Source organism: Paractinoplanes rhizophilus (assembly GCF_042664765.1).
GTDB lineage: Bacteria > Actinomycetota > Actinomycetes > Mycobacteriales > Micromonosporaceae > Actinoplanes > Actinoplanes rhizophilus.
In genome coordinates this window covers 644264-669023 of record NZ_JBHTBJ010000001.1, presented here as the reverse complement: position 1 = coordinate 669023, position 24760 = coordinate 644264, and the positions used below count along the sequence as shown (strand labels likewise).

The following is a 24760-nucleotide window of genomic DNA, read 5'->3' as shown; positions in this document are numbered from 1 at the left end:
TGGAGGTTTCGCTACCAGGCGGTGAGGAACAGGTGGTTGATCGCGAGGGCGAGCGCGGCCTGGGCGATCAGCCAGCGGCGCCGGGCCGGGTTCGGCAGCAGCCCGGCGCCGGCCATGAGCCAGACCGCGAACGGCAGCCAGATCCGTTCGACCTCGGCCTTGCTGTAGCCGGACAGGTCGGCAGCGAGGATGGCGGCCACGGCGGCGAGCGGCAGCAGCCACGGGCCGCGCCGGGCCGCGACGGCCCGGCGGACGATCACCGCGGCGACCGGCCCGGCGGCGATGGTGACGGCGGCGAGATCGGCCCAGACCCAATACGCGTACGGGCGGTGCGCGGCGATCCCCTGGTAATAGCGCTGGATCAGCAGGTGGTAGCCGGTCAGCCAGTCGAAGCCCGCCACCGTGAAGGCGGCGACGGGGACGGCCGCGCCCGCCACCGCCCACCACGCCCGGTGCCGGCCGTTCGGTGCTCGGTGCCGGGCGGCCAGGAGGACGGCGGCCGCGATCGCGGACATCAGGACCAGGCCGTAGGAGAGGTAGGCGCCGAGGCCGAGCAGCAGGCCGCCCGCGAAGGCCGCGGGGCCGGACCGGCGGACGAGACCGAGGGCGAGACACGCCACCCCGGTCGCGGTGACCCCGGCGAACAGGCCGTCGGCGGAGACCCCGATCCAGATCGCGCCGGGGAACAGGGCCACGAACGGCGCGGCGGCGCGTGCCGCCCGGTCCGAGACGAGCAGCCGTACGGTCACCGGCACGGCGACCGCGGTGAGCGCGCCGGCCGCGACGCAGAGCAGGCCGGCCCAGGCGCCGCCGGACAGGCCGAGCCGGTCCAGCGCGGTGAAGATCAGCAGGGCACCCGGCGGGTGGCCGGCGACGTGCGTGGTCCACGAGTCGGGCTGATGGTCGAGGATCCGGCCGGTGAAGCCGCGCAGCATCGCCGGGATGCTGGTCACGCCGGGCACCTCGGTCAGATATTCCGGGCCGGTGGTCAGGCGGCCCGCCAGGCCGCGTTGCCAGCCGTCGACCAGCGCCAGCGAGAGTGTCCAGGCCAGAGCGGTCACATAGGCGGCCGCCAGCAGCGCGCGCCATCGCAGGCGAAGGGCCAGTGCCGGGCCGTAGCGGACGACCAGGGCGGCCACGGCCAGCGCCGGAAGGGTGCCCGGGCCGGCGTGCGGCAGCCAATGGGCGAACAGCGGCGCCGCGCCGGCGTGCACCGGATGGCCGAGACGCTGGAAAACCACGGCGCCGACGGCCGCCGCGGCGACGAGCGCCACGGCAAGACCCGCGACGATCAGGTCGGAGCGCGGCTTCGTGCGGGCGGCGTTCGCCGGCTTCGTCGGCGCGGCGTTTCCGGACTTCATTCGGTCACGTCTCCCGGCTTCGTCCGCGGGTGTCGTTGCTGCCTCGGGTACGCGCGGCTGCTTCGGGTGGGTGGCGGGTGGGGCCTCATCCGCGGAGCGGGGCGTGTGCGAATTCCCGCACGCCCTCGGCGAGGCCGACGCGGGCGCGGAAGCCCAGCTCGGTGGCGGCGCGGCCGGGGTGGGCGACGATGTGCCGGACGTCGCCGAGCCGGAACTCGCCGGTCGTCACCGGCGCAGGCCCGCCGGCGGCCCGGGAGAGCTCGGCGGCAAGCTCACCCACGGTGGCCGGCCGCCCGGAGGCGATGTTGCAGGCCCGCCAGCCGCCGGACGCCGCGGTCGCGGCCACCGCGGCGACGTTGGCGTCGGCCACGTCCCGGACGTGCACGAAGTCCCGCCGCTGGCCGCCGTCCTCGTAGACCCGGGGCGGCCGGCCACCCGCCACCGCCGACCGGAAGATCGCGGCCACCCCGCTGTAGGGGGTGTCGCGGGGCATGCCCGGGCCGTACACGTTGTGGTAGCGCAGGGCCACGACGGCGGCGCCGGTCTCCCGCGCCCAGGCGGCGGTCAGATGCTCCTGGGCGACCTTGGTGGCGGCGTACACGCTGCGCGGGTCGAGCGGCGCGTCCTCGCCGACCAGCTCGGGGGCGAGCGGTTCGCCGCAGCGCGGGCACGGCGGCTCGAAACGGCCGGCGGCCAGGTCGTCCACGACGCGGGGGCCGGGCCGGACCGGGCCGTGCGCGGCGCAGGCGTAGCCGCCCTCGCCGTAGACCACCATGGAGCTGGCCAGCACGAGCCGGCGCACCCCGGCGCGGGCCATCCCGGCCAGCAGCACGGCGGTCGCGAGGTCGTTGTTCCCGACGTACTCCGGGAGATCGTTCAGGTCGACGCCCAGCCCGACCATCGCGGCCTGGTGGACGACCACGTCCACGCCGGTCAGCGCCGCCTCGACCGCCACCGGATCGCGCAGGTCGGCGAGCTGCACCGGGGCGCCACCCGAGTGCGCACCGTCCGAGGGGGCGTCGCTGGTGATCACGGACGGCAGCGGCCGGCGGTGCGCCGCGGGGTGGCCGGAGTCGAGGACGGTCACCTCGTCGCCGGCGGCCAGCAGGGCGGCGACGACGTGGGATCCGATGAAGCCGGCGCCGCCGGTCACGAGTACGCGTGTCATGGCGGCGACGCTAGGGCGCGGACGGGCCGTGCGGGGCCCGCGTCAGCGGTTCGTAAGGGTTCGTCATCGCCGCGTAAGCCCTTTCCGGGCCGCCCGTGCCTAGCGTCGGCGGACATGACCGATGTGGTGCTGCCCTGCCGGAACGAGGCCCCGGCCCTGCCCGATCTGCTGGCCAGGATGCCCGCCGGATACCGGGCGATCGTCGTCGACAACGGCTCGACCGACGGTTCGGCGGCGGTCGCCCGGGCCTGCGGCGCCGAGGTGATCAGCGTGGCCGAGCCGGGCTACGGCGCCGCGGTGCACGCCGGGGTGCTGGCCGCCGCGCCCGACGACGGCGTGGTCTGCGTGATGGACGCCGACGGCTCGTTCGACCCCGGCCAGCTGCCGGCGGTGGCCCGGCCGGTGCGCGCCGGCGAGGCCGACCTCGCGACCGGCCGCCGCCGCCCCTCCGCGCGCGGGGTGTGGCCGCTGCACGCCCGGGCCGCCAACGCGATCCTGGCCGGGCGGCTGCGGCGTACCACCGGGCTGGCGGTGCACGACATCGGCCCGATGCGCGCCGCGCGCCGTGACGGCCTGCTCGCGCTCGGCCTGCGCGACCGGCGCTTCGGCTATCCCCTGGAGCTGCTGATCGCCGCCGGCCGGGCCGGCTGGCGGGTCACCGAGATCGACGTGGACTACCTGCCCCGCGCGGCCGGCACCCGCTCGAAGGTGACCGGCACGGCGCTCGGCACCGCCCGCGCGATCCGCGACATGAGCCGGGTGCTGGCCCAGTGAGCGCCCCCGGTCCCCGTCCCGGCCAGGATGCCGGCGGGCGCGGCGCCGGCCCGGTGAGCGCCCCCGATCCCGGTCGTAGTCGGGATGCCGGCGGGCTCGGCGCCGGCCTGGTGAGCGCCCGCATCGCGGTGCTGGCGAAGGTGCCGGCGCCGGGCCGGGTCAAGACCCGCCTGTGCCCGCCCTGCACGCCCGGGCAGGCCGCCCGGGTGGCGGCCGCGGCGCTGGCCGACACCATCGCGGCGGTGAGCGGCGCCCGGGCCGGCGGTCGCGTCCTGATCACGGACGGTCCGTGCGCCGCGCCGCCGGGCTGGGCGAGCGCGCGCCAGCGCGGCGGGCCGCTCAGCGACCGGTTGGCCAACGCGTTCGCCGACGCCGGGCCGGCCCTGCTGATCGGCATGGACACCCCGCAGCTGACCGCCGGCCACCTCGACGACGCGCTGCGCCTGCTCCGGGACGCCGACGCGGTGCTCGGGCCGGCCGAGGACGGCGGATGGTGGGCGCTGGGCCTGCGCGATCCCGGTCACGCCGAGGCGCTGCGCGGCATACCGACGTCCACCGCCACCACCGGCGCGCGGACCCGGACGGCGCTGCTCCGGCGCGGCCTGCGGGTGGCGGAGCTGCCCCGGCTGCGGGACGTCGACACGGCGCCCGACGCGTACGCGGTGGCCGCGCTCTGCCCGCCCGGCCGCGAGTTCCCCCGCGTGGTCGCCGCCGAGGTGCCGCGATGAGCGCGGGCGTGCTGTTCGACGCCATCTTCCGCCGGGCCGCGGCGTTCACCGTGCGGCACACGACCGGGGCGGAACACCGCTTCGACCCCGCGGCGTGGTCCCAGGACCACCTGCCGGGCGACGAGGCGCTCCTGGCCCGCTGCGACGGGCCGACCCTGGACGTCGGCTGCGGGCCGGGCCGGCTGGCCGGGTCGCTGGCTCGCCGGGGCTGTCCCGCGCTCGGCATCGACATCAGCGACGTCGCCGTGCGCCTGGCCCGCCGCCGCGGGGCGACGGCCCTCCGGCGCGACGTGTTCGGCCCGCTGCCCGGTGCCGGCCGCTGGCAGCACGTGCTGCTCGCCGACGGCAACATCGGCATCGGCGGCGATCCCGCCCGCCTGCTGCGCCGATGCCGCCGGCTGCTGGCGCCGCACGGCCGCCTGCACGTCGAGGCGGCCGCCCCCGGCACCGCCGGCTGGTCGGGCCCCGCGGTCCTGACCCCCGTTTCCGGCCCGGAGGGCTGGTCCGCGGTGGTGGCGCCCGCATCCGCCCCGGAAGTCCGGTCCGCGATGGTGGCGCCGGCTGCCGGCCCCACCGGCCGGCCGGGAGTGGCGGTCGTGGCGGGCGGCCGGGCCGAACTGCGCTGGGCGTGTGTGCCGGTGGACGAGCTTCCCGCGCTCGCCGCCGCGACCGCGATGCGGGTGCTCGAGACGTGGGTGGAGGAGGGACGATGGTTCGCGACACTCTCCGAGCGCTGAGCCGGCGCGGGCCCTTCCGGGCTGGCGCCTTCCCGTCGCGGCTGCGGTCGGTGCGGCTGACCAGCCAGCTGGGCGTCGCGCTCGGGGTGGCGTTCGGCGTCTGCTTCGCCACCGGGCTGCTCAGCCACCTGATCCAGCACCCGCCCGGCTGGTTCTGGTGGCCGTCGCGGCCGGTGGGGCTCTACCGGTTCACCCAGGGCCTGCACGTGGCGACCGGGCTCGCCTGCGTGCCGCTGCTCGGCGTCAAGCTGTGGTCGGTCTACCCCCGGCTGTTCACCTGGCCGCCGGTGCGGTCGCTCGCGCACGCCGCCGAGCGGGCCGGGGTCGCGGCGCTGGTGGCGGCCGGGCTGTTCCAGGTGGTCAGCGGGGTCCTCAACATCGCGCACTGGTACGCGCCGATGCCGTTCTTCTTCACCACCGGCCACTACTGGGGGGCGTGGCTGGCGGTCGGCGCGATCCTCGTGCATCTGGGCGTGCAGCTCCCGGCGGCCCGCGCGGCGCTGCGCCGGCACCCGTCGGGCCCCGTGGACGGCGCCGATGACAGGGCGCTGCCTGCGGTGGACAAGGGGCGGCGGGTGCTGCTCGCCGGGGTCGCGGCCGCGGCCGGGCTGATCACTCTCACCACGGTCGGGCAGACCGTGCGGCCGCTCGCCGGCCTGGGCGTGCTCGCGCCGCGGCGGCCAGGAGAGGGCCCGCAAGGCCTGCCGGTGAACAAGACGGCGGCGGCCGCGGGCGTGACCGCGGACCCGGCGTATCGGCTGGTGCTCGCCGGACCGGCGGGGGAGACGAGCTTCGACCTCGCCGGGCTCAACGCGATGCCGCAGCACACCGCGCACCTGGCGATCGCCTGCGTGGAGGGATGGAGCTCGGGCGCCACGTGGGGCGGCGTGCGGCTGCGCGATCTGGTGGCGCTGGCCGGCGGCGACCCGGACCGGGCGACCGTGGTGGTCGAGTCGCTCCAGGCGAGCGGGCGGTACCGGGTCTCGACCCTGCCGCCGGAACACGTCCGGGACCCGCTCACCCTGATCGCGCTCCGGCTCCGGGGCGAGGTGCTGCACCTCGACCACGGCTACCCGGCCCGGCTCATCGCGCCGAACCGGCCCGGGGTGCTGCAGACCAAGTGGGTCGGGCGGATCACCGTCCGGATGCCCCGATGAGGACGAGGGTCGCGCTGGTCGCGACGGGTGCGGTGCTCATCGCGTACGCGATCGGCGGAGCCCTGGCCGACGACGGCGCGGACCCGATCGGGATGGCCGTTTTTCTCCTGGCCGTGCTTGTCGCCCACGACGCGGTGTGGATGCCGGTCGTGCTCGCGATCGTGGCCGTGGCCGTCCGGGTGCGCATCCGTACGAAGCCGCGGCCCGGAAACTTTCGTAAGAAGGCGCGTCCCGGAGGCGTCCGCAAGAAGCCGCGGCCTGGCAACTTTCGTAAGAAGTTCGCAAGGCCGGTGCCGCCGGGTGCTGGGTAGCGTGGCGGCGTGGGACATCGCGTGCTGGTCGTGGACGACGATCCGACGGTGAGCGACGTCGTCCGGCGCTATCTGGAGCAGGACGGCTGCGAGGTGCGGCTGGCGGCCGACGGCGCGGACGGCCTCGCCTCGGTCGCCGCCGACACGCCCGATCTGGTGCTGCTGGACGTCATGATGCCGGGCATCGACGGGATCGAGGTGTGCCGGCGGCTGCGGCGGCAGCGCCCGGACCTCCCGGTGATCATGCTGACCGCCCTGGGCGAGGAGGCCGACCGGGTGCTCGGCCTCGAGGTGGGCGCCGACGACTACGTGACCAGGCCGTTCTCGCCGCGCGAGCTGGTGCTGCGGATCCGGTCGGTGCTGCGCCGCGCCGCGCCGGCCGCCGAGCCGCCGGCCTTCCTGCGTGACGGCGACCTGACGCTCGACACGGCGCGCCGGCTGGCGGAGCGGGACGGCACGCCGCTTGCGCTGACCGTACGCGAATTCGACCTGCTGATCTTCCTGCTGCGTCATCCGGGCCGGGCCTGGTCCCGCGCCGAGCTGCTCGACAAGGTGTGGGGCTGGCAGTTCGGCGACCAGTCGACCGTCACCGTGCACGTCCGCCGCCTGCGGGAGAAGATCGAGCCCGATCCCGCCGAGCCGCGCCGGATCCTCACCGTCTGGGGCATCGGATACCGCTACGAGCCGAGCGGCCGGTGACGGACACCCTGCTCATCGCCGCCTACGCGCTGGTCGCGGGCGGGGTGGTCGGCGCGGCGGGCGCGGCGGTGCTGCGGCTGCTGCGCGGCCGGTCGATCCTCACCCACATCGTCGTGCTGCTGGCCGTGACCGTGCTGGCCGTGGTGGCCGGCGTCGCGACGGTCGCGCGGGCGATGTTTCTCTCCGGCCACGACATGCGGGTGGTGCTGCTGACCGTGTGCGCGGCCGCGCTGGTCAGCCTCGCGGTCGGGGTGATCTTCGGGCGCCGGCTCGCCGCCGCGGCGGTCTGGGCGCAGCAGGCCCGCGACCGCGAGCGGCGGCTGGAGGCCGGCCGCCGGGAGCTGGTCGCCTGGGTGTCGCACGACCTGCGGACCCCACTCGCCGGCATGCGGGCGATGGCCGAGGCCCTGGAGGACGGCATTGTGGCCGACCCGGCGACGGTCGCCGAGTATCACCGGCGGCTGCGGGTCGAAACCGACCGGATGACCCGGCTCGTCGACGACCTGTTCGAGCTGTCCCGGATCAACGCGGGCGCCCTGCGGCTGGTGCCCACCACGGTGCCGCTGCGCGAGGTGGTGTCGGACGCGATCGCGGGCGTGGCGCCGCTCGCGGCCGGCAAGCGGGTCACGCTGGTGGCGGCGGAGACCGGCTGGCCCACCGTACGCGGCGGCGAGCGCGAGCTGGCCCGGGTGGTCACGAACCTGCTGGTGAACTCGGTCCGCTACACCCCGGCGGACGGCACGGTGCACATCGACGCCGGCCGTGGCCGCGACGGTGTGTGGCTCGCGGTCTCCGACACCTGCGGCGGCATCCCCGACGGCGACCTCGACCGGGTGTTCGACATCGCCTTCCGCGGCGAGCGCGCCCGGACCCCGGACGAGCAGCCCGGCGGGGGCGGCGGGCTCGGTCTCGCCATCGTCCGGGGCCTGGTCGAGGCGCACGGCGGCCGGGTCGGGGTGCGCAACACCGGCGGCGGCTGCCGCTTCGAGGTGCGGCTGCCGGCCGGATGACGTGTGCCTCGCCGCGCGCGGGGTATTCGGCGCCCATGAGATTGGCGACCGGAATCCTGGCGGGCGCGGTCGCGGGCGCGGCCGGCACGGCCGCGCTGAACGCCGTCACGTACGCCGACATGGCAGTGCGCGGCCGGGGCGGCAGCGACACGCCCGAGCAGAGCGTCGAGGCGATGGAGGAGCGGCTGCCGCTGTCGGTGCCGGGGGAGGGACGGGCCCGGGAGAACCGGGTCAGCGCCCTGGGCAGCCTGTCGGGCATCGTCACCGGCGTCGGGATCGGCGTGGTGTTCGGCGTGCTGCGCCGCGCCGGGTTGCGGCCGCCGGCGCCGGTGGGCGCGATCCTGGTCGGGCTGACCGCGATGGCATCGACCAACGCGTCGATGGCCTCGCTGGGCGTCAGCGACCCCCGCGACTGGTCGGTGAGCGACTGGCTCAGCGATCTCGTGCCGCATCTCGCCTACGGCACGGTCACCTACGGCGCGCTGGCCGCCTTGGATCAAGGGCGGCCGGATTGATGGCGGCGAGTGCGGCTACGCGCTGGCGCGGTGCAACCTGTCGCGGGTGACGTTCAGGTTCACCACACCCGGCTCGCCCTCGACGCTGTCGCGAATCTGGTCGCCGCCGGCGTACGTGTCGTTGGACAGGAACCCGGTGCCGTCGACCCGGATGTAGCCGGAACCCATCAGCTCCTCGGCCACTCCGGCGACCACGTCGGGCCGCACGTCCGTGCCGGGCATCTGCACCGCGGAGACGACGCCGGCCTGCTGGTCGTCGGAGTCGACGACGGTCATGCCCACGTTCACGGTGGCGATCGGTAGCGCTTGTGGTTGCATGCGGCAGTGATTTCCCGCGACGCCCGCCCGGAAACCACCTCGCCCTGATCTTCGAGACCGGGCCAAACCCGGAGGTGCGTGCCGGGCCGGCGCGGCCGGATCAGCCCGGCCGCGCCGGCAACCGGCGACGAAGGCCGGCCGCCGGCCTCAGCGGCGTTGCGTGTCGCCCTCGCCGGTGCGCTGCTGCGCCTCGTCGACGCCTTTGTCGACCTTGTCGGTGTACCGGTTCCCGGTCCGGTCGTCGATCTGGTCGCCGGCCTTCTCCAGGCCCTGGTCGACCTGCTCGTCGTGCTTGTCGGCGAAATCCTTCGCCTCGTCCATGAAGCCCATCGAAAGCTCCTTCCTCGGGTGGTCGGCCAGGAGCTTGCCCGGCCCCATCCCGGCCAAACACGCGAAGCCGGCCGCAATACACCGGAATCAACCCCGGCACGGTGGGTACCCGGCTGCGATGCGTGCGGAAGTCACCTTCATCGGCAACGCCACCACCCTCCTGCGGCTGGGCGACTTCACCCTGCTCACCGATCCGGCGTTCGGCCCGGCCGGGAGCCGCGTCTCGCTCGGCTACGGCATGTGGAGCAAACGCCTCCGCGACCCGGTCCTCGATCCGCTGGCGGACGCCGGCCCGGACGCGATCGTCCTGTCGCACCTGCACGGCGACCACTTCGACCGCGCCGCCCGGCAGCGCCTCGACCCGCGCCTGCCGATCCTCACCACCCCGCAGGCCGAGCGGCGCCTGCGGCGGCGGTTCACCGCCGTGCGCGGCCTGCCCACCTGGGAGTCGCACGAGTGGACCCGCGGCAACCAGCGGCTCCGGGTGACCGCCGTACCGGGACGGCACGGCCCCGGCGCGGTCGACCTGCTGCTGCCCGACGTGATGGGCTCGGTGATCGAGCTCGCCGTCGACGGGCGGACCCGGCTGACCCTCTACGTCACCGGCGACACGCTGTGCCGGCCAGGGCTGGCCGAGATACCGCGCCGCCTCGGCGAGATCGACGTCATGCTGATCCACCTCGGCGGCACCCGGATCCTCGGCCTGCTGGTCACCATGGACGACCGCCAGGGCGCCGAGCTGACCCGCCTGATCCGCCCGGGCCGCACGATCCCGATCCACTTCGACGACTACCGGGTGATGAAGTCCCCGCTGGACGACTACCTGCGGCACAACCTGCCCGGCGTCCGCCCGGTGTCTCGCGGCGAGACGTTCGAGCTGCCCGTACGCGTCGACGAAGAGCCCAAATGAGCGCCGACCCGCCGCTGCCCGGCCACCTGCAGGTCGAGGTGACCTCGGCCTGCAACCTGCGCTGCACCATGTGCCTGGTCCGGTACCGGCCGCCGGTCAACAAGCTGGCCGGCGCCATGCGTCCCGAGCTGTTCCGCCGCCTCGTGGACGAGCTGCCGCTGCGCCGGCTCACCCTGCAGGGGCTCGGCGAGCCGCTGCTCTCGCCGTACCTCCCGGAGATGATCGACGTCGCGGTCGAGCGGGGCGTGCGGGTCGGCTTCAACTCCAACGCCACGCTGCTCACCCGTCGCCGGGCCCGGGAGCTGGTCGCGTCGGGCCTGGACTGGCTGCACGTCTCGGTCGACGGGGCCACGCCGGCCGTCTACGAGGCGATCCGCGACGGCGCCCGCTTCGACACGGTCATCGCCAACCTCGCCGGGCTGGTCGAGGCCAAGCGGGAGGCGGCGAGCGACACCCCGTGGATCCGGGTGGTGTTCGTGGCGATGCGCGCCAACGTCGCCGAGCTGCCCGCGCTGACCCGCCTGCTGGCGAGCGTCGGCGTGAACGAGCTGCGGGTGCAGAATCTTTCGCACGACTTCGCCGACACCGACCCGGCCGGGGCGTACCAGGAGATCCGGCAGTTCACCGCGGACCAGGCGCTCTGGGACGACCGCGGCGCGTTCGCCGAGGCGGCCCGGGAGGCGAAAGTTGCCGGTCTGAAGTTGCGCCTTCCGTCGTCCGGGCCGGACGGTGGCGGCGGAAACTGCACCTGGCCCTGGGACGCCGCGTACGTGACCAGCGCGGGCCTGGTGCAGCCGTGCTGCATGGTGATGGGCGACGACCGGGTCGCGCTCGGCGACCTGAACCGGGAAAGTTTCGCCGACATCTGGCACGGCGAGCCGTACCGGGATTTCCGCCGGCGGCTGGACAGCGCCGACCCGCCCGAGGTCTGCCGGGGATGCGCGCTCTACCGGCACACCTTCTGAGCCGTTTGGGCGGCCCGGCGGCGGGCAATCGCCTTGCATGCGGATGATGACCCGGCTGGAAGAAGCACACGCGCTCGATCCCGTCAGCGACAAGCTGCAGGCGGCGGTGCAGGCCGTCGCGAAACCGCAGCGGCTGCGTGACGTCCTGCACGGCACCTGGCTCGGCCACCCGCTGCACCCCGTGCTGGTGCAGCTGCCGGTCGGCTCGTTCGTCTCGGCAGCGATCCTCGACCTGCTGCCCGGCCGGAGCCGGTCGGCGACCGCCCTAATCGGTGCGGGCGTGGCCGGCGCGGTCCCGGCCGTGGCGGCGGGCTGGCTCGACTGGTCGCAGCTGACCAGGGACCAGCGCCGGGTGGGCCTGGTGCACGCGACGGCGAACGCCGTCGCGGTCGGTCTCTACGCGACATCGCTGGTCGCCCGCCTGCGCGGGCGGACCGCCCGCGGCAAAGCTTTCAGCTTCGCCGGACTGACGGTGGCCGGGCTGGGCGCCTATCTCGGGGGACATCTTTCGTACGCCCAGGGCGCCGGCGTCAACCAGGCCGCGCCGGAGCTGGTTCGCGTGCCCGGCGAGTGGACCGAGGTCGCCTCGCTGGCCGACCTGCCCGACGGCCGCCCGGTGGTGCGCAAGGCGGGGGAGGTCCCGATCCTCGTCTTCCGCCGCGGCGACCGGGTCTCGGCCATGATCGAGCGCTGCGGCCACGAGACCGGCCCGCTCGGCGAGGGCGAGATCACCGGCGCGGGTGCCGACGCGTGCGTGGTCTGCCCGTGGCACGGCAGCGTCTTCCGCCTCACCGACGGCGCGGTCATGCACGGCCCGGCCGCCAGTGCCCAGCCGATGCTGCGGACCCGGCTCCGCGACGGCCGTGTCGAGGTCACCCAGCCGTGACCGGGCGGGTCGTGGTGGCCGGGCAGCTGGCCCGCGATCTCGTCCTGCGGGTGGAGCGGATGCCGGCTGCCGGCGCGGCGGCCGACGTCGCCCTGCGCCGCGAGATGCTCGGCGGCAAGGGCGCCAACCAGGCGGTCTCGCTCGCCCAGCTCGGCGCCACGGTCTCGCTGATCGCGGTGGCCGGCGGCGACGACATCGGTGATCGGCTGGTGGCGCGGGCCGCCCGGGACGGCATCGACGTGAGCGGGGTGGCCCGGCGCGACGGCGAGCCGACCGGCCTGATCGTGGAGGCGCTCGACGCCTCGGGCGGCTGGCGCTATCTGCAGCACCTGCCGCCCGCCACGCTGCTGACGCCGGCCGACATCGAGAAGGCGGACGCCCTGTTCGACGACGCGGCGGCCGTGCTGGTGCAGCTGCAGCAGCCGCCGCGCGCCGCGCTCGCCGCCGCGCGCCGCGGCCGGCGGGCCGACGCGCTGGTGGTGCTCGACGGCGTCCCGGCCGAGGAGGACCGGGCCGAGCTGCTGGCGGTCTCCGACGTGCTGCGCGCCGACGAGCAGGAGACCCATCTGCTGACCGGCGTGCCGCCGGACGACGAGGAACAGGTGCGGGCGGCGGCCGAGAAGGTGCTGAACGCCGGCCCGGGGCTGCTCGCGCTCGGCATGACCGGCGGCAATCTTTTCGTGTGGCGGGAGGGACACCTGTTCCTGCCGCTCGGCGACGCGCCGGTGGTCGACACGACCGGGGCCGGAGACGCGCTGACCGCCGCCCTGACGGTGGCGCTGCTGCGCGGCGATCCGCCGCCGGACGCCGCCCGCTTCGCCGTTGCCGCGGCGGCCCTGACCGTCGGCCATCCCGGCGGCCGGCCCAACCTCCGACGGCTCCGCACCAAGCCGTGAGGCGCAATGCCGGGATCGGCTCGGCGATAAACCCGGGCTCGAGGCGCGACTGCTGGTGTCGTCCGCCGCTGAGCGGGTAAGCGCGCCGCCATGTCGACCATCACCGCCGCGCACGGCAGCGAGCAGGCTCCGCACCCGATCGAGACCGACGAGGTGACGATCGTCGTCGCCACCCGCAACCGAGCCGATCGGCTGGCCGAGACCGTGCCGCGCCACCGGGCGCCGGTGATCGTGGTCGACAACGCCTCCGACGAGCCGATCGACGTGCCCGGCGCCGACGTGATCCACCTGAGCCGCAACCTGGGCGCCGCGGCCCGCAACGTCGGGGTCGCGCGGGCCGGCACCCCGTTCGTCGCGTTCGCCGACGACGACTCGTACTGGGAAAATGGCGCACTGGCCGGGGCCGCCGCAATCCTGCGGGCCCACCCCCGGGTCGCGTTGCTTGCCGCCGAGGTGCGCGTCGGCGCCGAGGGACGGCTCGATCCGGTGTCGGCGGCGATGGCGGCGGCGCCGCTCGGCACTCCCGAGGGCGCGCCCGGACCGGCGGTGCTCGGCTTTCTCTCCTGTGCCGTGGTGGTGCGGCGCGATGTTTTCCTCGCGGTCGGCGGCTTTCAACCCCGGCTTTTCGTGTACGGGGAGGAAGCCCTGCTCGCCATGGACCTCGCCGCCGCCGGCCATCTGCTGTCCTACGTCCCGTCGCTGCGGGTCCGGCACCTGCCCGAGCCGTCCGGTCGTGACCCGCGCGCCCGCCGCCGCGTCGAGGCCCGCAACCGCCTGCTGACCGCCCTGCTGCGTCGTCCGCCCGCGACCGTGGCCCGCACCGCGCTGGACGCCGGCCCGGTCGCGCTGGCCGCCGCCCTCCGCCACCTGCCCTGGGCGCTGCGGCACCGCCGTCGCGTTCCACCGCCGGTGGAGGCGTCGTTGCGTTTGGTCGCGGATGCGGTGGGCACCACAGGGACGAAGGCATGGAGGTGAACACGGTGACCACAACCGCACCGGCGGGCAGCCGGCACGACGGCAAGTCAACCGCCGACCTGGTGAACCAGGCGGCCGCGCAAATTTCCACGCTGGTTCGCGACGAGCTGGCGCTGGCGAAGTCGGAGCTGGCCGAGAAGGGCAAGCGGGCGGGAATGGGCGGCGGCCTGTTCGGCGCGGCCGCGGTGCTCGCGCTCTACGGGCTCGGACTGCTGCTGACGCTGGCGGTCGTCCTGCTGGCCCTGGCGTGGCCGCTGTGGCTGGCCGTACTGGTCGTCGCCGCGGTGGTCTTCGCCGCCGCCGGCGTGGCCGCGCTGATCGGGCGGGCCAAGCTGCGCGAGGCGACGCCGCCGCTGCCGAAGGACGCGATCGCGAGCGTCGAGGCGGACGTGCGCACGGTCAAGACCGCGGCCCGGGAAGGACGGCACGCATGAGCACCGCACAGGATCCGCAGCAGCTGCGGGCCGAGATCGAGCAGACCCGCGCCGAGCTGGGCGAGACCGTCGAGGCGCTGGCCGCCAAGGCCGACGTGAAGCAGCGGGCCAAGGAGGCCGCCTCGGACGCGACCGATCGGGCCCGGGAGGCCGCGTCGGACGCGGCCGCGCGGGCCAGGGAAGCCGCGTCGGACGTGACCGCGCGGGCGAGGGAGAAGCTCGGCGGCGCGCGGCACATCGCCACCGACCAGCTCGCTCCGGCCCGGGAGCAAGCGTTCGTGCTCAAGAAGAACGCCGTCCAGGACCCGGCGGTCCGGCAGTCGCTGCCGCTCGTCGGCGCGGCCGCGATGGCCCTGACCGGAGTGATTCTGGTGGCGAGATCGCGCAAGAAGCGGTAACCGCCCGGAAGCACCGCACCCCCGCCCGGTGCGGTGCGGTGCGGTGCTTCCGGCGTACCCCCTAATTGGTCTTGATGTTCTGGTTGAGCCGGAAGAGGTTGGACGGGTCGTAGCTCTCCTTCACCGAGACCAGGCGGTCGTAGGTCGCCTTCGGATAGGAAGCGCGCACCCGGTCCTCCGAGGCCTCGCCGGTGAAGTTGACGTAGGTCGTGGCGTCGCTGCTCAGCGCATCGGTGGCCGCGCGGGCCCAGGAAACCGCCGCGGGATAGCCGTCGGCGTCGGCCGCCCGCGCCACCACGTTGAGCAGATACTCGCGGTCGCGGGTGGCGAACGCGGTCGCGTCCCCGGCGATCCGGGACATCGCCCCGCCCAGGTGGTGGATGTGCAGCTCGGAGAGCGGATTCGGGACGGCCGCGTATTCCGGGACGAGCGAGTCGGCGGCGTCGTCGAGGCTGTCGAAGAAAGCGGAGCGGAAATAGTTCCACATGCCGCGCGGAAAGAGCGGGTCGAGCAGGGTCTGCATCGCGGTGTAGGGCATCGGCGCGAAAAGGTCGGTGATGACCGGCGCGAGGTTGCGGAACGGACGCGTCGCGGCGTCGCCATCCTCGGGACGGCCCGACCACATGCCGACGACGGCGACGATCGGTTTGCCGTGGACCTCCGCGGGCAGGAACGGCGCGGGCGGCGCGGTGGTCATGTTGATCACCATGGAAAGTTCGTCGGGCGCCTGCCGCGGGAAGGTGCGCAGAATCCGCTCGGCGTGCTCGCCGGGATAGAAGACCAGGCCGGCGAAGACGGTCGGGCCGACCTCGTGCAGGCGGAATTCGAACGACGTGACCACGCCGAAGTTCCCGCCGCCGCCGCGCAGCGCCCAGAGCAGGTCGGGCCGCTCGTCCGCGCTGACCCGCAGGTACTGGCCGTCCGCGGTGACGATGTCGGCGGCGATGAGGTTGTCGCAGGTCAGGCCGCACCGGCGGACCAGCCAGCCGATGCCGCCGCCGAGCGTGAAGCCGGCGATGCCGGTGCTGGAGACCAGGCCGCCGGTGACCGCGAGGCCGAACGCCTGGGTCTCGGCGTCGACGTCGCGCCACAGCGCGCCGGCCTGGGCGGTGACGGTCTGGCGGCCGGGGTCGACGCGGACCGCGTTCATCGGGCTCAGGTCGAGGACGACGCCGTTGTCGACGGTCGAGAACCCGGGAATGCTGTGGCCGCCGCCGCGCACCGCGAGGGGCAGGCCCTCGCTGCGGGCGAACTCGACGGTCCGCAGGACGTCGGCCACGCCGTGGCAGCGGACGATCAGGGCGGGGCGCTTGTCGTGGGCGCCGTTCCAGATGGAGCGGGCCTCGTCGTAGGCCTCGTCGCCGGGGCGGATCAGGTCGCCGCGCAGGGATTGTGCCAGCTCACCGAGCGTGGCTTCGCCAATCGTGTTCATGTGGTCCGACGCTAGGAAGCCGGCCTTCGCAACGGCTTAGCGGAAATTTAAGGCGCGGGGCAGCCCGATCCGGCAGCCCAGGCGGCGGAAAATTTCCCGCGCCTTCGCGGCGTGCTCGCCGGGTGCGCCGAGCTCGGCCGCGAGCAGCCGGGCCCACGCCTCCACCCGCAGATAGCCCTGGTCCTGGAAGGATCGGGTGGCCTGGTCGGCCAGGGCGCGTGCCCGCTCGCGCCGACCGGCGAACAGCTCGACGACGGCCAGGTTGAGCAGGGCGCCGCCGGTGCCGGGCCCGTCGTCGACGGCCTCGCCGCGGTCGAGCGCGCGGCGGGCCAGGCGGCGCCCCTCGGTGGCGTCGCCGGCCGCGGCCGCGAGCAGGCCCAGGTTGGCGAGGCTGAGGTTCTCGGCGCGGCGGTCGCCGAGCTGCTCACGCAGGCGCAGCCCCTCGCGCAGGTGCTTCTCGGCGGCGTCGAACCGCCGGGCGTCGCGTTCCACGCAGCCCAGATGGTTGAGGGCGTGGGCCAGGCCGGCCGGGTCGTCGATGCGCGCGAACTCCTCGACGGCCCGCTCCGTGCTGTCGAGGGCCGCGGGGAGGTCGCCCGCCAGGCGGTGGGCGTAGGCAAGAGCGGAGCACGCGTACGCGTGACCCTGCACCGCCCCGACGCGGCGCCCCAGGAGCCAGGACTCCTCGAAGATCGGCACGGTGCCGGCGCCGAGCGGGACGAGCGGCACGCACAGCGTCACCACCGGCAGACGCGGCAACTCGTCCGGATCCGTCACCTCGAGCTCGCGCAGGAACGCGACGAAACGCTCACGTGCGGCCGGCACGTCCTCGCGGAAGAGGGCCGTCAGGGCGGCGAGCCATCGCGCTGTGGCGTGGTCGGAGTTCTGGGTGACCTGCTCGACCTCGTCGAGATCGGAAACGCCCAGCAGCAGGAAGCCGCGCATCAGCCGGGCCTCCTCCGACTCGGCGTCGTCGGCGACCGCCGCGTCGGCCAGGGGCCGCAGCCGCGCCCCGAGGCCCTTGCGGGCCTCCAGGATCGCCAAGGCGAACGAGGCACGGGACCGCAACGGCGAGGGCGTCGCCGCCACCCCGAGGATGCGCTGCAGCCACGCCGCCCCCTCCACGAAATGGCCGCGCGCCAGCCAGTACCGCCACAGGCTCACGCCGAGCCGCAGCGCCTGCTCCGGATCGTGCCGCACCGCCCAGCCGAGCGCCGCCCGCAGGTTGTCGTGGTCGATGTCGAGCAGTTGCGGCCGTTCCACCACGATGCCCGACGCGCCGCCGTCCGGGTCGCTGTCGGCCGCGAGCCGGATGAAGAACCGGCAGTGCGCCGCCTCGAACTCCGCCTCCTCGCCCGCCGCGACCAGTTTCTCCCGGGCGAGCTGCCGGATCGTCTCGAGCAGCCGGTAGCGGGAGCGGTCGCCGGCCCGTTCCACCTGCACCAGCGACTTGTCGACCAGCCGGCCCAGGACGTTCTCGTCCGCGCCGATCCGCTCGGCCGCGGTCAGCGAGAAGCTCCCGGCGAAGACGGCCAGCCGGCGCAGCAGCGCCTGTTCGTCCGGGCCCAGCAGGTCGTGGCTCCACTCGAGCGCGGCCCGCAGCGTCGCGTGCCGGTTGACCTCGGCGCCCTGCCCGCGCAGCAACGACAGCGCGCCGGACAGCCGTTCGGCGATCTCGGCCGGCTCCAGATGCGACATCCGGGCCGCGGCCAGCTCCAGCGCGAGCGGGATGCCGTCGAGGCGCCGGCAGATCTCCGCGACGTCCGCGGCATTGCCGTCATGGAGCGCAAAATCGACGCGTACGTCCCGGGCACGCTCGACGAAGAGCCGCACCGACGCCGTCTCCCGGTCGGCGCCGTCCGGCACCTCCAGCGACGGCACCCGGAAGGTCACCTCGCCCGGGACGTGCAGCGGCTCGCGGCTCGTGGCGAGCAGGGTCACGCCCGGGCACGAGCGGCGCACCGCCACCGTCAGCTCGGCGCACGCCGTGAGCAGGTGCTCGCAGTTGTCCAGCACCAGCAGCAGGGTCCGGTCGCGCAGCCGTCCGGCGAGCGTCCGCAGCGGATTCCCGCCGGCCGCCGGGTCGAGCCCGAGCGCCGCCGCGACCGCGTCCGGCACCAGCCCCGGATCGGCGACCCGGGCGAGCTCCGCGAACCACACCCCATCGCGATATCGGGGGATCCGGCGGCGGGCGGCCTCCTCGGCCAGCCGCGTCTTGCCGGCCCCGCCCACGCCGGTCAGCGTGAGCAGCCCGCCCCGGGTCAGCAGCCGGTGCACCTCGCCGATCTCGCGCTCCCGCCCGACGAAGCTGGTCAGCGGCTCGCCGAGGTTGGTCCGGCCGGCCTTCTCCACCAGCAGCTCGCGGAACAGATCGCGGGTCTCGTCGTCCGGATCAGTGCCGTACTCGGCGGCCAGCTCGTCGCGCAGCCGCTCGTACCGGGCGAGCGCCTCCGACCGCCGGCCGGCGTCGGCGAGCTGCCGCATGAGCCCCCGCACGGCCCGCTCGTGCAGCGGATCGACGGCGAGCGCCCGCTCGTGCTCCCCGAGGCCGACGAGCAGCTCGCAGAACGTGTGCCGCAACTCCTCCCGGCGCCGCGCCGCCCAGTCCTCGAACCGGTCCTCCGGCAACAGGTCGCCGGCGTACAGGGCGACGGCCGCCCGCGGATCCTGGGCGGCCGTCCGCTCGAACCGCAGCACATCGACGTCCACCGGCCCGCCCGCGTGCAGCACGACCACGTCGTCCCGCAGCTTCAGCAGCTCGCCCGGATCGCCGTCGCCGGCCAGCGCCCGCCGCGCCACATGCAGCGCCTGATGCAGGTTGTTGGCCGCCGCCGCCGCGTCCTTGCCCGGCCACAGCGTCTCCAGCAGCACCTCCCGGTGCAGCCGCTGCTCGGGCGCCAGCGCCAGCAGCTTCACCAGCGTCCGTGCCTTGCGCAGCCGCCACTCGCGGGCCTCGACGGGCGCCCCGCCGTCCCGGTCCACGCCAAATCCGCCCAGCAGCCGGATCCGCACGCGGCCAGCCTAGGATCAGCCGCCCCGAGATCGGCTCCCGAATCGCAACCCCGACTCATCCCGCCCCCGGGGTCCTGGCGCCGGGGTCCTGGCGCCGGGCTTCGCCGCCGGGCGATCATCGGGGCATGACGACGCGGATAGCGATGTGGTCCGGCCCGCGCAACATCTCGACCGCCATGATGCGCAGCTTCGGCGCCCGCTCCGACACCGTGGTGGTCGACGAGCCGCTCTACGCGCACTATCTGGCCGTCACCGGCATCGACCACCCCGGCCGCGACGAGATCCTGCGCAGCCAGCCGACCCGCTGGCCGGAGGTGGCCGCCCAGCTCACCGGCCCGCTCGACGGCGACCCGGCGGTGCACTACCAGAAGCACATGACCCACCACCTGCTGCCCGGGATCGGCCGCGACTGGCTCGGCGCGCTCACCCACGCGTTCCTGATCCGCGATCCCGCCCACGTGGTCACCTCCTACGCCCGGGTGCGCGGCGAACCCACCCTCGAGGACCTCGGCTATCCGCAGCAGGCCGAGATCTACCGGGCGTTCGGCGGCCCGGTGGTCGACGCCGCCGATGTGCTCCGGGATCCGGCCGGCACGCTGACCCGGCTCTGCGCGGCGCTCGGCATCGCCTTCGACCCCGCGATGCTGGCGTGGGCGCCGGGCCCGCGGGCGACCGACGGCGTGTGGGCGCCTTTCTGGTACGCCGCGGTGCGGGCGTCCACCGGCTTCGCCCCCTACGACCCGGCCCCGGCCGAGGTGCCGGCCCGCCTGCGCCCCCTCGTCGAGGCGGCCCGGCCCTACTACGACGAGCTAGCCCGCCACCGGCTCCAGCCCTAGGCGTACCCCGTTCGCCGCCGCGTGCTCCTGGTACATCCCGGCGATCCGCCTCGTCACCGCCCCGACCTCGCCGCCGCCGATGGTCCGCCCGTCGATCACCGTGACGCCGGCGATCTCGCCCATCGTGCCGGTGCAGAACACCTCGTCGGCGTTGTACATCTCGGTCAGCGACACGTCGCGCACCTCGCTGCCGATGCCCGCCCGGGCGGCCAGATCCAGCACGGTCTGCCGGGTGATCCCTTCCGGACACGCGGCCGTCGTGGGTGTGACCAGCCCACCGTTGCCGACGGCGAACAGGTGGGTCGCGTTGGTCTCCGCCACGAAGCCGCGCCGGTCGAGCATCAGCGCGTCGTCCGCGCCCGCCGCGGTCGCCTCGATCTTGGCGAGGATCGAGTTCAGCAGGTTCGCGTGGTGGATCTTCGGGTCGAGCACGTCCGGACCGGGCCGGCGCACGCTCGCGGTGGCCAGGCGCAGCCCGCTCGTGTCGTACACCGGCGACTTGTGCTCGGCGAGCACGATCAGCGTCGGACCCGTCGTGTTCAGGCGCGGATCCATGCCGCTGGTCACCTTCACCCCGCGCGTCAGCGTGAGCCGCACGTGCACACCGTCGTACATGTCATTGGCCCGCAGCGTCGCCACGACGGCCGCGACGATCTCGTCATCGCCCGGGACGTGCGCGAAGTTGAGCGCGGTCGCCGAGCGCCGCAGGCGCGCGAGGTGCTCGTGCAGCCCGAAGATCGCGCCCCGGTAGAGCCGCAGCCCCTCCCACACCGCGTCGCCGCCCTGCACGACCGAGTCGAACGGGGAGAGGCCGGGCCGGTCGCGGTGCAGCAATTCGCCGTTCACCCAGTACCGGAGGTCGGCATTGCGCTCGTCGTACTTCTGCAGCATCGGGCGACTATAGATCCGCTCCGGTCCGGCGCGGGTGGTCATCGTCACCGGCATCCGGCCGGCTCGCGCGGGTAGCATCCGGCGGGATGGATCAGCTGGAAACAATCGCCGCCGACGTGCTCGGCATCAGCCTGCGCCCGGCCCAGCGCCGCGCCCTCACCGCGCTCACCACCCACGGCGACACCCTCGCCGTGCTGCCCACCGGCAGCGGCAAGAGCGCGATCTACCAGGTCGGCGGGCTCGCGCTGGGCGGGCTCACGGTGGTCGTGTCGCCGCTGATCGCCCTGCAGCGCGACCAGCTCCGGTCGATGACCGCGCACGGCCGGGTGCGGGCCGTGATGCTCAACTCGTCGCAGCACCACGCCGACCGGCAGGCGGCCCTCGGCGAGCTGGCCGGCGGCCGGGCCGACTTCGTGATGCTCGGCCCCGAGCAGCTGGCCAACGCCGAGACGATGGCCGCGATCGCCGGCAGCCCGCGGCCGGTCACCCTGGTCGCCGTCGACGAGGCGCACCTGGTCAGCGAGTGGGGCCACGACTTCCGTCCCGAGTATCTGCGGCTCGCCGACGTGGTCGAGGCGGCCGGGCGGCCGCCGGTGCTGGCGCTGACCGCGACCGCCGCCCCGCCGGTGCAGGCCGACATCACCCGCCAGCTGCGGATGCGCGACCCCCAGGTGATCGTGGCCGATTTCGATCGGCCGAACATCTCGCTCTCGGTGCGCCGGGCCCGGCACGACCTGCCCGAGGACCGGGCGATCGACGATCGTACGGTCGAGGTGGTGCTCGCCCACGACGGCCCGGCCCTGGTGTACGCGCTGAGCCACGCCCGCTGCGAGAGCCTGGCCGAGCGCCTGCGCCTCGACGCGTACCGGGCCGAGCCGTACCACGCCGGACTGCCGGCCGCGCGCCGCGCCGGGATCCAGGACGCCTTCTTCGCCGGCGAGCTCGACGTGGTCGTGGCGACCAGCGCCTTCGGCATGGGCATCGACAAGCCGGACGTGCGCACGGTGGTCCACGCCGGCGTGCCCGGCAGCCTCGACGAGTACTACCAGGAGATCGGCCGGGCCGGCCGCGACGGCGCCCCCGCGACCGCGGTGCTGGTGTACGACCCGCGCACCGTCCGCATCCCGCGTCTGCTGGCCGCCCGCTCCAAGATGGGCGACGCGGCCGTGCACAAGGTCGTCGACGCCATCGAGGCCGCCACCGGCCGGATCACCGTCAAGGAGCTGGCCGAGTCGACCGCCGTCGGCCGGTCGGCGACCGCCCGCGTGGTCGACGAGCTGCTCGAGCTCGGCCTGGTGCGCCCGGACGGCAACGACGCGGTGCTGGCGGCCCCGATGAGGGACGCGTTCCGGCAGGTCACCGCCGCGGGCAACCGGCGCCAGGCGATCCTGCGCTCCCGCATCGAGGCCGCCCGGGGGTACGCGGAGAGCGTCCACTGCCGGCGGGCGGAGCTGCTGGGCTACTTCGGCGAGCACTACGACCCGCCGTGCAAGGCGTGCGACAACGACGACCACGCGCCGGCCGCGGCGCCCGCCTCCGCCTTGGGGCAGGCCACCGGTGAGCGGGTGCGGCACCGGCTCTGGGGTCCGGGCACTCTGCTCAGCCGCGACGACCACGAGCTGGTGGTCGCCTTCGACTCGGTGGGTTACCGCCATCTCACGGCGGCGGCGCTGACCAACGGCCTGCTCACCACGGAGTAGAGACGCCGCCGACGCCCGCTCGGTCAGCCCTCCAGCAGTCCGGTCAGGTTCTCCAGGCTGCTGATCAGCGCGCCGGCATAGCCGAAGATCCGGCCGGCCCACTTGGCGACCGCGGCGACGATCTGCGCCGTGACCACCGGGATGGTCACGATCGCCAGCGCCTCGGCGGCCCAGACGATCACCCGCGCCACCAGGTCGCAGATGAGGTCGCGGACGATGTCGCGGGTGAACTGGACCAGGTTGCCCGCTGCCTCGGTGGCCGCGGACATCGTGGCGGCCAGCACGCTCAGGCCGCCGAGCCCGTCCATATTGTTGGCCATCATGCCCCGGTACGAGTCGGCCGCACTTCCTCCCCAGCCGGGCAGGTCGGCGGCCAGATCCGCATGCAGCTCCTCGGCCATGGCCTGGAGCGCGCCGGCCATGTTGTGCCACGTCCGGGCGTGCGCCGTGACCTTGTCGGGGATGCCGGTCAGCCGGTCGAGCACCTCGCGCAACGGCTCGAAGTGCTCCATCACCCAGCCGAGGCCGTTGGCCAGCAGCGCGCTGAACGGGTCGATCACGGTGGCGGCGGCATCGCCCGCGAACGAGCCGCCGGCCAGCATGGTGTTCACCCAGCTGCCGCTCCGGACCGACTGGTCGAGGCCCTGCAGGCTGTCGGCCAGCGAGCTGCCGGTCCACGCCGTACGGGTGGTCGTCGAGGTGGCGACCAGCGAGGAGGAGGCCATGGTCAGCCGATCCCGCCGGCCGCTCGTACACGGTCCTGCGCGGCATTGTCGGCGGCGTCGTAGTCCTTGCCGGTCTCGACCAGCGCGTCCGCCATCAGCTGCAGGTTCTCCGCCACGTACGCGTAGAGGTCGTCCTGGCTCCCGTGCCGGCGCTCCAGGACCGCCGAGATCCACCCGCACAGAACGCCGTACGCCGCGTCGTCCCGCGCGATGGCGCGGCTGGCGTCCTTGATCGCCCCGAGCTGGTCGCGTACGGCCCGGACATGCGACGCGTGCCGATGGAGCTCGGCCGAATCCACCTGGAACGAGTCGGACATGTCCGCTAAGCCCCCTGCTCGCCGGTCGCCTCCGGTCGCTCGAGCAGCTCCCGCATGCGATCGGCGGTCGTGCGCGCCGACAGCGAATCCGGTCCCATGGTCTCGACCGCGATCTCCTGGGCCCGCCGGGCTGCCGTCGCGCGCGCCTCCCGGAGAGCCGTCATCACCGCTCTCGCCACCGCCTCCGGCGTGTGACGGTGAATGCGGTCGGTGAGCGTCAGATCCAGCACCACGCCGGAGGAGTCGATCGTCACCTCGGCCAGGCCGTTGCCGTCCTTGGCTGTGGTGCGCAGCTGCTGCAGTCGCTCCGCCATGGCCGCGGCCCGCGCCGCCGTACGGTCGATGTTCTCCCGCCACGACCGCAGGTATTCGCGCGACGCATCCGGATCCAGGAACGCCTCGGTGTCGGAAATCTCGGGCATGAGCATCACCCCCGTGGTGAGGCGCAGTGTAACAACGACGTGCACGAATGGATCACGGAGCGAGGACGGCCACCCGGGCGTCGACGTTCACGATGTGGCCGTCGCCGAGGGCGGCCACCGGCACGTCCCAGTGCACGTGACCGCAGAGGGTCAACGACGGCGGACGGCGTGCGAGCAGCTCACGCACCGATGCATTGCCCCGCTGGTTCGCCTGCTCACCTCGCGGTCCCTCGTGCAGCAGCAGGATGTCGGTGGCCGGCGTGATGGCCTTCTCGACAAGACGCAGAAATTCCTTTTCCGGTCGTCGGAGCGGGCGCGCCGGATCACCCACGATGCCCGAGACCCCGGCGACCGTGATACCGCCGTAGTCCCGCCGGTCGCCGTCCAACAGCGCCACGCCTGGCCCCAGCTCGGCGACCTGTGCGGCCGACACCTGGTCGTGGTTCCCGGCGACGCCGAACACCATCGGGCAGCCGGCTGCCGCGAACGCGAGCCAGACGTCGAGGACATCGCCGGATGCTCCGCGCTTGTCGGCGCCGGGAGCCGAGAACAAATCACCCGTGAGCAGCACGCCGACCCGGTCCGGCGGGGGCAGCAGCCCGCACTCCGCCCACACCGTCAGGTAGTCGGCGAGCGCGAGCCCCAGCAGCCCGGGACTGCCGCCGAGCGGCGAGGAGGCGATTCCCTGCAAGTCACCGGCCGCAAGCAGGGCCGCGCATCCGGCGGGTAGCTTGTCGACCCGCAGCTTCTCGACGGCCAGCTGCTCATTCCGCGGTCCGCCACCCGGGCCGGCGGCCCGGTAGGGAATCGTCGCCAGCCGTTCCGGCCGGGTGTGCAGCAGCCTCATCCGGGC

28 protein-coding genes are annotated in these 24760 nt (G+C 74.6%); 17 read left to right on the top strand and 11 right to left on the bottom strand.

The features are described 5' to 3' along the window. Positions 1 to 11: 11 nt before the first annotated feature. Complete coding sequence (locus ACFQS1_RS03035; RefSeq protein ID WP_378964390.1) at positions 12 to 1361, bottom strand: hypothetical protein; 1350 nt, start codon at positions 1359 to 1361, stop codon at positions 12 to 14. Positions 1362 to 1446: 85 nt separating this feature from the next. Then, a complete protein-coding gene (locus ACFQS1_RS03030) occupies positions 1447 to 2529 on the bottom strand; it encodes an NAD-dependent epimerase/dehydratase family protein (RefSeq protein WP_378964389.1) in 1083 nt (360 codons plus the stop codon). 114 nt (positions 2530 to 2643) lie between these two features. On the opposite strand from ACFQS1_RS03030, the gene ACFQS1_RS03025 reads away from it, so the two are divergent. The 8 genes from ACFQS1_RS03025 to ACFQS1_RS02990 all read left to right on the top strand — a co-directional run bounded on the left by ACFQS1_RS03025 (position 2644) and on the right by ACFQS1_RS02990 (position 8460). Next, the gene (locus ACFQS1_RS03025; RefSeq protein WP_378964387.1) at positions 2644 to 3303 is read left to right on the top strand and encodes a glycosyltransferase family 2 protein; all 660 of its coding nucleotides are present in this window, start codon (positions 2644 to 2646) and stop codon (positions 3301 to 3303) included. Positions 3304 to 3410: 107 nt separating this feature from the next. Next, a complete protein-coding gene (locus tag ACFQS1_RS03020; RefSeq protein ID WP_378964637.1) occupies positions 3411 to 4031 on the top strand; it encodes a TIGR04282 family arsenosugar biosynthesis glycosyltransferase in 621 nt (206 codons plus the stop codon). Next, entirely contained in the window at positions 4028 to 4768 is a 741-nt protein-coding gene (locus ACFQS1_RS03015) for a methyltransferase domain-containing protein (RefSeq protein WP_378964386.1), read from the top strand. Before ACFQS1_RS03020 ends, ACFQS1_RS03015 begins: the two co-directional genes overlap by 4 nt. Continuing rightward, positions 4741 to 5925, top strand: coding sequence for a molybdopterin-dependent oxidoreductase (locus tag ACFQS1_RS03010; protein ID WP_378964385.1), 1185 nt, complete (start codon positions 4741 to 4743; stop codon positions 5923 to 5925). Before ACFQS1_RS03015 ends, ACFQS1_RS03010 begins: the two co-directional genes overlap by 28 nt. Continuing rightward, the gene (locus ACFQS1_RS03005; RefSeq protein ID WP_378964384.1) at positions 5922 to 6236 is read left to right on the top strand and encodes a hypothetical protein; all 315 of its coding nucleotides are present in this window, start codon (positions 5922 to 5924) and stop codon (positions 6234 to 6236) included. Before ACFQS1_RS03010 ends, ACFQS1_RS03005 begins: the two co-directional genes overlap by 4 nt. Positions 6237 to 6245: 9 nt before the next feature. Then, complete coding sequence (locus ACFQS1_RS03000; RefSeq protein WP_378964383.1) at positions 6246 to 6935, top strand: response regulator transcription factor; 690 nt, start codon at positions 6246 to 6248, stop codon at positions 6933 to 6935. Beyond that, positions 6932 to 7945, top strand: coding sequence for a sensor histidine kinase (locus ACFQS1_RS02995; protein ID WP_378964382.1), 1014 nt, complete (start codon positions 6932 to 6934; stop codon positions 7943 to 7945). Before ACFQS1_RS03000 ends, ACFQS1_RS02995 begins: the two co-directional genes overlap by 4 nt. 41 nt (positions 7946 to 7986) lie before the next feature. After that, positions 7987 to 8460 (top strand): hypothetical protein, encoded by a 474-nt coding sequence (locus tag ACFQS1_RS02990; RefSeq protein ID WP_378964636.1) that lies wholly within the window; start codon positions 7987 to 7989, stop codon positions 8458 to 8460. 15 nt (positions 8461 to 8475) lie between these two features. On the opposite strand, the gene ACFQS1_RS02985 is transcribed toward ACFQS1_RS02990, so the two are convergent. Continuing rightward, on the bottom strand, positions 8476 to 8778 hold the full coding sequence (locus ACFQS1_RS02985) for a hypothetical protein (RefSeq protein WP_378964381.1): 303 nt from the start codon (positions 8776 to 8778) through the stop codon (positions 8476 to 8478). A gap of 147 nt (positions 8779 to 8925) precedes the next feature. Continuing rightward, a complete protein-coding gene (locus tag ACFQS1_RS02980; protein WP_378964379.1) occupies positions 8926 to 9108 on the bottom strand; it encodes an antitoxin in 183 nt (60 codons plus the stop codon). A 118-nt stretch (positions 9109 to 9226) separates the two neighbouring features. Here ACFQS1_RS02980 and ACFQS1_RS02975 point away from each other — a divergent pair, with 118 nt between their 5' ends. From ACFQS1_RS02975 to ACFQS1_RS02945, 7 genes are all read left to right on the top strand, one after another. After that, positions 9227 to 10018: an MBL fold metallo-hydrolase gene (locus ACFQS1_RS02975; protein WP_378964378.1), complete on the top strand. Its 792-nt coding sequence runs from the start codon at positions 9227 to 9229 to the stop codon at positions 10016 to 10018. Continuing rightward, on the top strand, positions 10015 to 10983 hold the full coding sequence (locus ACFQS1_RS02970) for a radical SAM protein (protein ID WP_378964377.1): 969 nt from the start codon (positions 10015 to 10017) through the stop codon (positions 10981 to 10983). The genes ACFQS1_RS02975 and ACFQS1_RS02970 overlap by 4 nt, the downstream gene beginning before the upstream one ends. A 37-nt stretch (positions 10984 to 11020) precedes the next feature. Next, positions 11021 to 11869 (top strand): Rieske (2Fe-2S) protein, encoded by an 849-nt coding sequence (locus tag ACFQS1_RS02965; RefSeq protein ID WP_378964376.1) that lies wholly within the window; start codon positions 11021 to 11023, stop codon positions 11867 to 11869. Then, positions 11866 to 12765 (top strand): PfkB family carbohydrate kinase, encoded by a 900-nt coding sequence (locus ACFQS1_RS02960; RefSeq protein WP_378964375.1) that lies wholly within the window; start codon positions 11866 to 11868, stop codon positions 12763 to 12765. Before ACFQS1_RS02965 ends, ACFQS1_RS02960 begins: the two co-directional genes overlap by 4 nt. Positions 12766 to 12855: 90 nt before the next feature. Beyond that, entirely contained in the window at positions 12856 to 13740 is an 885-nt protein-coding gene (locus ACFQS1_RS02955; protein WP_378964374.1) for a glycosyltransferase family 2 protein, read from the top strand. A gap of 5 nt (positions 13741 to 13745) precedes the next feature. Beyond that, positions 13746 to 14174, top strand: coding sequence for a phage holin family protein (locus ACFQS1_RS02950; RefSeq protein ID WP_378964373.1), 429 nt, complete (start codon positions 13746 to 13748; stop codon positions 14172 to 14174). Further along, on the top strand, positions 14171 to 14572 hold the full coding sequence (locus ACFQS1_RS02945) for a DUF3618 domain-containing protein (protein WP_378964372.1): 402 nt from the start codon (positions 14171 to 14173) through the stop codon (positions 14570 to 14572). Before ACFQS1_RS02950 ends, ACFQS1_RS02945 begins: the two co-directional genes overlap by 4 nt. A gap of 61 nt (positions 14573 to 14633) precedes the next feature. Here ACFQS1_RS02945 and ACFQS1_RS02940 read toward each other — a convergent pair whose 3' ends face one another. Then, the gene (locus ACFQS1_RS02940; protein WP_378964370.1) at positions 14634 to 16004 is read right to left on the bottom strand and encodes an FAD-binding oxidoreductase; all 1371 of its coding nucleotides are present in this window, start codon (positions 16002 to 16004) and stop codon (positions 14634 to 14636) included. Positions 16005 to 16040: 36 nt separating this feature from the next. Beyond that, positions 16041 to 19016: a BTAD domain-containing putative transcriptional regulator gene (locus ACFQS1_RS02935; protein ID WP_378964368.1), complete on the bottom strand. Its 2976-nt coding sequence runs from the start codon at positions 19014 to 19016 to the stop codon at positions 16041 to 16043. 125 nt (positions 19017 to 19141) lie between these two features. Between ACFQS1_RS02935 and ACFQS1_RS02930 the strand changes: the two genes are divergently transcribed. Continuing rightward, positions 19142 to 19852, top strand: a complete 711-nt coding sequence (locus tag ACFQS1_RS02930) for a sulfotransferase-like domain-containing protein (protein WP_378964367.1) — start codon at positions 19142 to 19144, stop codon at positions 19850 to 19852. Here ACFQS1_RS02930 and ACFQS1_RS02925 read toward each other — a convergent pair. Beyond that, complete coding sequence (locus ACFQS1_RS02925) at positions 19826 to 20743, bottom strand: aminotransferase class IV (RefSeq protein WP_378964366.1); 918 nt, start codon at positions 20741 to 20743, stop codon at positions 19826 to 19828. The genes ACFQS1_RS02930 and ACFQS1_RS02925 overlap by 27 nt on opposite strands. An 86-nt stretch (positions 20744 to 20829) precedes the next feature. Between ACFQS1_RS02925 and ACFQS1_RS02920 the strand changes: the two genes are divergently transcribed. Next, the gene (locus ACFQS1_RS02920; RefSeq protein ID WP_378964365.1) at positions 20830 to 22443 is read left to right on the top strand and encodes a RecQ family ATP-dependent DNA helicase; all 1614 of its coding nucleotides are present in this window, start codon (positions 20830 to 20832) and stop codon (positions 22441 to 22443) included. Positions 22444 to 22466: 23 nt separating this feature from the next. Here the strand turns inward: ACFQS1_RS02920 and ACFQS1_RS02915 are convergent, their stop codons facing one another. From ACFQS1_RS02915 to ACFQS1_RS02900, 4 genes are read right to left on the bottom strand one after another with little or no spacing between them, the layout of a single operon-like run. After that, complete coding sequence (locus ACFQS1_RS02915) at positions 22467 to 23168, bottom strand: WXG100 family type VII secretion target (RefSeq protein WP_378964363.1); 702 nt, start codon at positions 23166 to 23168, stop codon at positions 22467 to 22469. A 2-nt stretch (positions 23169 to 23170) separates the two neighbouring features. Continuing rightward, entirely contained in the window at positions 23171 to 23485 is a 315-nt protein-coding gene (locus tag ACFQS1_RS02910) for a type VII secretion target (RefSeq protein ID WP_378964362.1), read from the bottom strand. A gap of 5 nt (positions 23486 to 23490) precedes the next feature. Continuing rightward, positions 23491 to 23907 (bottom strand): YbaB/EbfC family nucleoid-associated protein, encoded by a 417-nt coding sequence (locus ACFQS1_RS02905; protein ID WP_378964361.1) that lies wholly within the window; start codon positions 23905 to 23907, stop codon positions 23491 to 23493. 52 nt (positions 23908 to 23959) lie between these two features. Next, on the bottom strand, positions 23960 to 24754 hold the full coding sequence (locus ACFQS1_RS02900; protein ID WP_378964360.1) for a metallophosphoesterase family protein: 795 nt from the start codon (positions 24752 to 24754) through the stop codon (positions 23960 to 23962). Between the last annotated feature and the right edge of the window lie 6 nt (positions 24755 to 24760).

Coding starts and splice junctions, on each gene's coding strand:
- ACFQS1_RS03030 (WP_378964389.1), bottom strand. CDS start 2,529: ATGACACGCGTACTCGTGACCGGCGGCGCCGGCTTCATCGGATCCCAC.
- ACFQS1_RS02945 (WP_378964372.1), top strand. CDS start 14,171: ATGAGCACCGCACAGGATCCGCAGCAGCTGCGGGCCGAGATCGAGCAG.
- ACFQS1_RS03025 (WP_378964387.1), top strand. CDS start 2,644: ATGACCGATGTGGTGCTGCCCTGCCGGAACGAGGCCCCGGCCCTGCCC.
- ACFQS1_RS02900 (WP_378964360.1), bottom strand. CDS start 24,754: ATGAGGCTGCTGCACACCCGGCCGGAACGGCTGGCGACGATTCCCTAC.
- ACFQS1_RS02915 (WP_378964363.1), bottom strand. CDS start 23,168: ATGGCCTCCTCCTCGCTGGTCGCCACCTCGACGACCACCCGTACGGCG.
- ACFQS1_RS02910 (WP_378964362.1), bottom strand. CDS start 23,485: ATGTCCGACTCGTTCCAGGTGGATTCGGCCGAGCTCCATCGGCACGCG.
- ACFQS1_RS02985 (WP_378964381.1), bottom strand. CDS start 8,778: ATGCAACCACAAGCGCTACCGATCGCCACCGTGAACGTGGGCATGACC.
- ACFQS1_RS02930 (WP_378964367.1), top strand. CDS start 19,142: ATGACGACGCGGATAGCGATGTGGTCCGGCCCGCGCAACATCTCGACC.
- ACFQS1_RS02955 (WP_378964374.1), top strand. CDS start 12,856: ATGTCGACCATCACCGCCGCGCACGGCAGCGAGCAGGCTCCGCACCCG.
- ACFQS1_RS03035 (WP_378964390.1), bottom strand. CDS start 1,361: ATGAAGTCCGGAAACGCCGCGCCGACGAAGCCGGCGAACGCCGCCCGC.
- ACFQS1_RS03005 (WP_378964384.1), top strand. CDS start 5,922: ATGAGGACGAGGGTCGCGCTGGTCGCGACGGGTGCGGTGCTCATCGCG.
- ACFQS1_RS02925 (WP_378964366.1), bottom strand. CDS start 20,743: ATGCTGCAGAAGTACGACGAGCGCAATGCCGACCTCCGGTACTGGGTG.
- ACFQS1_RS02975 (WP_378964378.1), top strand. CDS start 9,227: ATGCGTGCGGAAGTCACCTTCATCGGCAACGCCACCACCCTCCTGCGG.
- ACFQS1_RS02940 (WP_378964370.1), bottom strand. CDS start 16,004: ATGAACACGATTGGCGAAGCCACGCTCGGTGAGCTGGCACAATCCCTG.
- ACFQS1_RS03010 (WP_378964385.1), top strand. CDS start 4,741: ATGGTTCGCGACACTCTCCGAGCGCTGAGCCGGCGCGGGCCCTTCCGG.
- ACFQS1_RS02965 (WP_378964376.1), top strand. CDS start 11,021: ATGCGGATGATGACCCGGCTGGAAGAAGCACACGCGCTCGATCCCGTC.
- ACFQS1_RS02970 (WP_378964377.1), top strand. CDS start 10,015: ATGAGCGCCGACCCGCCGCTGCCCGGCCACCTGCAGGTCGAGGTGACC.
- ACFQS1_RS02980 (WP_378964379.1), bottom strand. CDS start 9,108: ATGGGCTTCATGGACGAGGCGAAGGATTTCGCCGACAAGCACGACGAG.
- ACFQS1_RS02920 (WP_378964365.1), top strand. CDS start 20,830: ATGGATCAGCTGGAAACAATCGCCGCCGACGTGCTCGGCATCAGCCTG.
- ACFQS1_RS03015 (WP_378964386.1), top strand. CDS start 4,028: ATGAGCGCGGGCGTGCTGTTCGACGCCATCTTCCGCCGGGCCGCGGCG.
- ACFQS1_RS02905 (WP_378964361.1), bottom strand. CDS start 23,907: ATGCCCGAGATTTCCGACACCGAGGCGTTCCTGGATCCGGATGCGTCG.